General features: G+C 69.7%; 5 protein-coding genes. 2 read left to right on the top strand and 3 right to left on the bottom strand.

Annotated elements, in window-relative coordinates; all coding sequences use genetic code 11:
* Positions 1-228: 228 nt before the first annotated feature.
* Positions 229-1,533 carry a DUF4397 domain-containing protein gene (locus tag AC07VX_RS06225; protein WP_493162531.1) on the bottom strand — a complete coding sequence of 435 codons (1,305 nt, stop codon included), beginning with the start codon at positions 1,531-1,533 and terminating at the stop codon, positions 229-231.
* Positions 1,534-1,736: 203 nt separating this feature from the next.
* Here AC07VX_RS06225 and AC07VX_RS06220 point away from each other — a divergent pair, with 203 nt between their 5' ends.
* Complete coding sequence (locus tag AC07VX_RS06220) at positions 1,737-3,788, top strand: FAD-dependent oxidoreductase (protein ID WP_493162532.1); 2,052 nt, start codon at positions 1,737-1,739, stop codon at positions 3,786-3,788.
* A 5-nt stretch (positions 3,789-3,793) separates the two neighbouring features.
* Here AC07VX_RS06220 and AC07VX_RS06215 read toward each other — a convergent pair whose 3' ends face one another.
* Both AC07VX_RS06215 and AC07VX_RS06210 read right to left on the bottom strand, forming a co-directional pair.
* Complete coding sequence (locus tag AC07VX_RS06215) at positions 3,794-3,994, bottom strand: hypothetical protein (protein ID WP_493162533.1); 201 nt, start codon at positions 3,992-3,994, stop codon at positions 3,794-3,796.
* A 169-nt stretch (positions 3,995-4,163) separates the two neighbouring features.
* Positions 4,164-4,847 (bottom strand): DNA alkylation repair protein, encoded by a 684-nt coding sequence (locus AC07VX_RS06210; RefSeq protein WP_493162534.1) that lies wholly within the window; start codon positions 4,845-4,847, stop codon positions 4,164-4,166.
* Positions 4,848-4,913: 66 nt separating this feature from the next.
* On the opposite strand from AC07VX_RS06210, the gene AC07VX_RS06205 reads away from it, so the two are divergent.
* Positions 4,914-6,464, top strand: coding sequence for a thioredoxin family protein (locus tag AC07VX_RS06205; RefSeq protein ID WP_493162535.1), 1,551 nt, complete (start codon positions 4,914-4,916; stop codon positions 6,462-6,464).
* Position 6,465 lies beyond the last annotated feature (1 nt).

The following is a 6,465-nucleotide window of genomic DNA, read 5'->3' as shown; positions in this document are numbered from 1 at the left end:
CGGAACACCGCCAAGCCCTTGCGGTCCTGGCCGTGCAGGTGAAACGAGTGCTTGCCCAGGTCGATGCCGACCATCGTTACAGAGTCCATGATGACCTCCGCCACATAGAAGAACACCCCGGCAACTTATGTCACCGGGGTGTTCGGGGCAAACACGAGATGGGGTGACCATCTCATTAAAGCCCCCGGCCAGTGGCGCGGGGGCTCTTGTGCGGGCTGAAGCCGGGGCTTACGGGCGCTCGCGCTTGGGCAGGGCGGTCATGCCCTGGACGGCCGTGGCGCTGGGCACGGCGAAGAAGGTCCACACGCTGTTGGCCGGGAAGGCCAGCGAGGTGTTGGTGTAGATCGCCGTGGCCGAGGTCGGCACCGTCACGTCGACCTGCGAGGCGGTCGTGGACGAGATGCTGTTGGGCGCGGAGGCCGTGCCGGGCAGCGTGTTGGACGCGATGGCGCTGAAGTCGACGTTCAGCGACACGCCGGCGGTCTGCGCGGCGATGGCATTGACGAGACGGATCTTCACGTTGCCGGAGACGGTGGGCAGGCGGTTGTCGTCGTCCAGCACCGACATCTTGGGTGCGGCGGCGTCGCCCCAGACCAGCAGCGTGGTGTCCTTGCCGGCGGTCAGCGTCGGGGCGTTGAAGGGGTAGGTCACGCCACCGACCGTCACGGCGAGCGTGCTGGCACCGGCGCTGGTCGTCACGTAGTCGCTGATCAGCGGGCTGATCGCGCTGCTGAACATCTGCTGGCCGTTGATGGTGGAGCCGACGGTGCCGCCGCTGGTCAGGGCCGCAACGGTGCGCACGCGGCTCTGGGTGTTGGCGAAGTTCTTGACCGCGCCCTTCTGGACCAGCGAGATGCCGTTGACGAGCACGCCGCCCTCGGAGGCGGTCAGCACCAGCGTGTTGACGCTGGCGGAGTCCAGCGTGACGGCCGGGATGTCCAGGCGCAGGTCGGTGCGCTTGTTGTAGCCGGTCACGCGCACGCGGAAGGTGCCCGAGTTGATCTGGATGTAGCCGCTGCCGGCACCGCCCTGCAGGTTGGTGGTCAGCGCGGTGGCGGAGTTGATGTCGTCGGCCGCGGTCGTCACGTAGACGTCCAGCGCGCCGGCATCCGGGGCCAGGTTCAGCACCAGCAGCTTGGCCTTGTTGGCATCGGGCACGACTTCAGCTTCCTGCAGCAGCGTCGTGCGGATGGCGCCGGCGAAGCCGTAGGTGATGAAGGTGTAGTTGCTGCCCGAGGTCAGCGTGGGCGTCGTGGCCGACACGCTGGTGCCCACGTCGCTGGTCAGCACCTTGGTGGCGGTGGCGTTGGTGTCGACGCTGCCGTACTCGCCCACGCTGGCGTAGGCGATCTTGCTGTTGATGGTCTTGTCGTTGACCGTCAGATCCAGCTGGGAATAGGAACGCGTGGCGTTCAGCAGGCGCACTTGGGTGTTGCTGCTGCCGCTGCCGCCGCCGCCGCAGGCGGTCAGGAAGGCGGTGGCCGACAGGCTCAGCGTCAGGACCAGCCGGGTGGCCCAGGGGGTGAATCGCATTGAGAACTCTCCGAAAAAACCAAACCGCCGGGCCAAATCCCAAATACGCGGACTCGCGATTAGAACTCAAGCCGAGGATGTCACGATTGCCGCCAACTAGCAGCGGGTGAAGAACTGTTGCTGGCGATTGACGACCCGCCATCACCACTGGGCTGAGGAAAACTCTCCAATTCCGGCGCCGTGCCGTCGCTAGCATCGCCGGGATGAACTACCCCCACCTCCTCGCCCCCCTGGACCTCGGCTTCACGACGCTGAAGAACCGCGTGCTGATGGGCAGCATGCACACCGGCCTGGAGGATGGCCGCAAGCATTTCGAGCGCATGGCCGTGTTCTTCGCCGAGCGGGCCAAGGGGGAGGTCGGGCTGATCGTGACCGGCGGCTTCGCACCCAACATCGAGGGCTGGGCCAAGCCCTTCGCCGGCACGCTGGCGACCTCGGGCGCCGCGCGGCGCCACAAGATCATCACGGACGCCGTGCACGCCGAGGGCGGCAAGATCGCGCTGCAGATCCTGCACACCGGCCGCTACGGCTACTCGCCGCTGTGCGTGGCGCCGTCGCGGATCCAGTCACCCATCACGCCGTTCACGCCGCGCGAGCTGAGTGCCCGCGGCATCGAGCGCCAGATCCGCGCCTTCATCCGCTGCGCCAGGCTGGCCCGCGAGGCCGGCTACGACGGCGTGGAGGTGATGGGCAGCGAGGGCTATTTCATCAACCAGTTCCTGGTGGCGCACACCAACCAGCGCACCGACGCCTGGGGCGGAAGCTACGAAAACCGCATGCGGCTGCCGCTGGAGATCCTCGCCCGCATGCGCGAGGCGGTGGGGCCGGACTTCATCATCATCTACCGCCTGTCGATGCTGGACCTGGTGCCCAACGGCAGTTCGTGGGAGGAAGTCGCCGAGCTGGCGCGGCGCGTGTCGCGCGGCGGCGCGACGATCATCAACACCGGCATCGGCTGGCATGAGGCGCGCATCCCGACGATTGCGACCAGCGTGCCGCGCGCCGGCTTCGCCTGGGTCACCGCCAAGCTGCGCGCCCAGCTGCGAGAAGAGGGCATCACGACGCCGCTGATCACCAGCAACCGCATCAACACGCCCGAAGTGGCCGAGGGCGTGCTGGCCGACGGCTCGGCCGACATGGTCTCCATGGCGCGGCCCTTCCTGGCCGACTCGGAGTTCGTCAAGAAGGCGCGTCAGGGCAGGGCCGACGAGATCAACACCTGCATCGCCTGCAACCAGGCCTGCCTGGACCACACCTTCGCGCAGAAGATCTCCACCTGCCTGGTGAACCCGCGGGCGGCCTACGAGCAGGAGATCGTCGTCAAGCCGGTGAATGGCGCGAAGAAGCGCATCGCCGTCGTCGGCGCCGGCCCGGCCGGGCTTGCCGCAGCGACGACGCTGGCCGAGCGCGGCCACTCGGTGACGCTGTTCGACGCGGCGGCCGAGATCGGCGGCCAGTTCAACATGGCCCGGCGCATCCCCGGCAAGGAGGAGTTCAGCGAGACGCTGCGCTACTTCCGCCGGCGCATCGAGATCACCGGGGTGGAGCTGAGGCTGAACACGCGGGTCGATGCGGGCGCGCTGAAGGGCTTCGACGAGGTGCTGCTGGCCACCGGCGTCAGCGCGCGCAACCCGAAGATCAAGGGCCAGGAAGAGGGCCAGGCCCGCGGCCAGGTGCTGAGCTACATCGACGTGCTGAGGCACGACAGGCCGGTGGGCAGCCGCGTGGCCATCGTCGGCGCCGGCGGCATCGGCTTCGACGTGGCCGAGTACCTGCTGGAGGCCGGCCATTCACTGACGCTGGACCCGGCAGCCTGGCGCCGCCACTGGGGTGTGGGCGACCCCGAGCAGGTGAGGGCGGGCCTGCTGCGGCCGGCACCCGAGGCGCCCACGCGCCAGATCACGCTGCTGCAGCGCAAGGCTGGCAAGCCCGGCGCGGGCCTGGGCAAGACGACCGGCTGGATCCACCGCGCCGCGCTGAAGATGAAGAAAGTGGACATGCTGGCCAGCGTCAACTACGAGCAGATCACGCCCGAGGGCCTGTGGGTCAGCTACGGCGAGCAACGCAAGGACGCCCAGCTGATCGAGGCCGACACCATCGTGCTGTGCGCCGGCCAGGAGCCGCTGCGCGAGCTGGAAGCGCCGTTGAAGGCGGCGGGCGCCAGCGTTCACCTGATCGGCGGCGCGCTGGAAGCCGGCGAGCTGGATGCCAAGCGGGCCATCCTGCAGGGCACCAAGCTGGCCTGCATGCTGTAGCCGCTTCAGTTCCGGGACAACTCCCAGAGCTGGTACAGCGCGTCATGGTCCTGCTCGCTGGCTTCAAGGCCCTGCGCCAGGTCGAAGCTGGAGTCGTACCAGCCGCATCCGCGCGCGGCGGCCATGAGGTCAGCGCCGCGCGTCGGCATGGGCTGGGCCGGCTTGGCGCTGAACCAGGGCGACGGCGAGGAAGCGACGAATTGCATGGCGCGGCTCCGGGTTTGAGGTGTTCGGCGACGTGAAGAACGCCACACCGTCAGCATCGGCGCCGAGCCGGTTTCCGGACATCACCCAGAGGGTGGGGCGAAGGGGGAGGAGCCCCCCCGGCATCCCCCCCGATCACCCTCCAAAGCGGGATGAAAAATGGGGTCGGAGTCAATTAAGAAAGGCCGCCTTTGCCAGCTCCCGCCGTGCATCGCTGCCTATCCAGCGCGCCGACTTCTCCTCGCGCCGGCATAGCCGCTCCGCCAAGGTGAGCGCCGGCTCACGCAGGGCCGGGCTGCGCTTGCCGATCTGGCGCAACGCCCAGCTGACGGCCTTCTTGACGAAATTGCGCTCGTCGTCGGCTGCAGCCTCGATCAGGGGCAGGCAGGCGAGGAAATCGGCATCCGGCCGGGTCTTCTGGTGCACCGCGGCGACGGCCAGCAGCGCGAAGCCGGCGCGCCTCTCGAACTCGGGCTGGCACGCCGCCCAGCGCGCAATGGCGGCCCAGGCCAGCGGGCTCTTCACGAAGGCATTGAGGCAGGCCTGGTCGCATACGTCCCAGGCCCGCATGCCCGCCACCCAGCGGTCCATCTGCGCGGCGGTCAGCGTCGCGGGCTCGGCCACCATGCCGGCCAGGATCTGCGCATCGGGGATGCCGGTGTCCCACAGCGCCAGGGCGAGGGCGTGGTCGCGCCCGAGATCGCGGGCCAGCGCGCGCAGCGTCGGCACGGCCAGGCCCAGGCGGGCGTCGCCGGTCAGGCCGAAGCGGGCCATGGCATTGAGCTGCCCGGGCCGGGCCTGGGCGCGCAGCATGGCCACGACGTCATGCAGCCGCGGCGGTTGCTTATTCGGCATGCGCGCATTCTGCGGCGCGCAGGCAGCAGAGAATCGGCGCTTCGACACGATCGACACCCCGCACCGATGAGGCTCATCCCCCGCTTCGCCGCGCTGGTCACCGCCGCACTGCTGGCCACCGCACCCCTCGCCCACGCCGCGTCCGGTCCGGGCGTCTCCTGGCAGGCCGCCGCGACCGACGCCGACATCGACCGCTACTTCGCCCAGGCCAGGGCCGAGAAGAAGCCGGTGCTGCTGTACTGGGGCGCCAAGTGGTGCCCGCCGTGCAACCAGCTGAAAGCCACCCTCTTCAACCGCGCGGACTTCATCGAGCAGAGCAAGGCCTTCGTGGCCGTGGGCATCGACGGCGACGCGCCCGGCGCGCAGAAGCTGGGCGCGCGCTTCAAGGTGCGCGGCTACCCGACGATGATCCTGTTCGGCCCGACCGGCAGCGAGATCACGCGCCTGCCCGGCGAGGCGGACGCGGCCCAGGTCATGAAGGTGCTGCAGCTCGGCCTGTCCAGCGGCCGCCCGGTCAAGGCCGTGTTGGCCGACGCCAAGGCCGGAAGGAAACTCAGCGCCAACGAATGGCGGCTGCTGGGCTTCTACGGCTGGGAGACGGACGAGCAGCAACTGCTGCCGGTCGAGCAGCGCCCGGCCACGCTGGCCCAGCTGGCCAAGGCCAGCGAGGGCGCCGACGCCGAGACGGCGACACGGTTGTGGCTCAAGTCCGTCGGCGCGTTGGCCGAGGGCAAACCGGCCGATCCGGCCCAGCTGCCGCGCCTGCGCGCCGTGCTCAACGACGGCGCCCAGGCCCATGCGCAGATGGACGTGCTGGCCAACGAGGCGCCCGATCTGGTCAAGGCCCTGACGCAGCCGGGCGACACGCGCAACACGGTCGTCGCCGAGTTCGACGCGGCCCTCAAGCGCCTGAACGCCGACACCACCCTCTCCCGCGCCGACCGCCTGAACGCACTGCAGGCACGCATCGACCTGGCGCGCCTGGACTCGCCCAAGGACGACCCCAACCCCAAGGGCATCCCGGCCGCCCTGCTGACCGAGGCGCGTGACCAGGCCGGCCGCGCCAACCGTGAGGTGACCGACGGCTACGAGCGCCAGGCCGTCGTCACCGAGGCCGCCCACCTGCTGGGCCGCGCAGGGCTGTGGAAGGAGAGCGACGAGCTGCTGAAGTCGGCCCTCGCGCGCAGCCACTCGCCTTACTACCTGATGAGCCAGCTCGGCGGCAACGCCCGGAAGCAGGGCAAGAAGGCCGACGCGCTGCGCTGGTACGAGGAGGCCTTCGACAAGAGCGAGGGCCCGGCCACGCGGCTGCAGTGGGGCGCCAACTACTTCGGCGCGCTGATCGAGCTCGCGCCCGAGGACACGCCGCGCATCGAGAAGACGGCTGCCCAGCTGTTCGCCGAGGCCGGGAAGGACCCCGGCGCCTTCTACGAGCGCAGCGAGCGCTCGCTGAAGAAGGTGACGTCGCTGCTCGGCAGCTGGGCCCAGTCGCCGGCCCAGGCCGCCGCCGTCGGCCGCCTCAAGGCCCAGCTCGACGGCGTCTGCGGCAAGCTGGACGCGGGCGACGCCAAGGCCCGCTCGGCCTGCGAGGGCCTGCTGAAAACCAAGAAGGCCTGAG

Source organism: Roseateles sp. GW821-FHT03B02, from assembly GCF_059421025.1.
The sequence above is the reverse complement of the archived record's forward strand: the minus strand, read 5'-3'. Positions and strand labels throughout refer to the sequence as shown.

Bases quoted from the DNA above. Each gene is read 5' to 3' on its own strand.
- AC07VX_RS06205 (WP_493162535.1), top strand. From the start codon at position 4,914: ATGAGGCTCATCCCCCGCTTCGCCGCGCTGGTCACCGCCGCACTGCTG.
- AC07VX_RS06215 (WP_493162533.1), bottom strand. From the start codon at position 3,994: ATGCAATTCGTCGCTTCCTCGCCGTCGCCCTGGTTCAGCGCCAAGCCG.
- AC07VX_RS06210 (WP_493162534.1), bottom strand. From the start codon at position 4,847: ATGCCGAATAAGCAACCGCCGCGGCTGCATGACGTCGTGGCCATGCTG.
- AC07VX_RS06225 (WP_493162531.1), bottom strand. From the start codon at position 1,533: ATGCGATTCACCCCCTGGGCCACCCGGCTGGTCCTGACGCTGAGCCTG.
- AC07VX_RS06220 (WP_493162532.1), top strand. From the start codon at position 1,737: ATGAACTACCCCCACCTCCTCGCCCCCCTGGACCTCGGCTTCACGACG.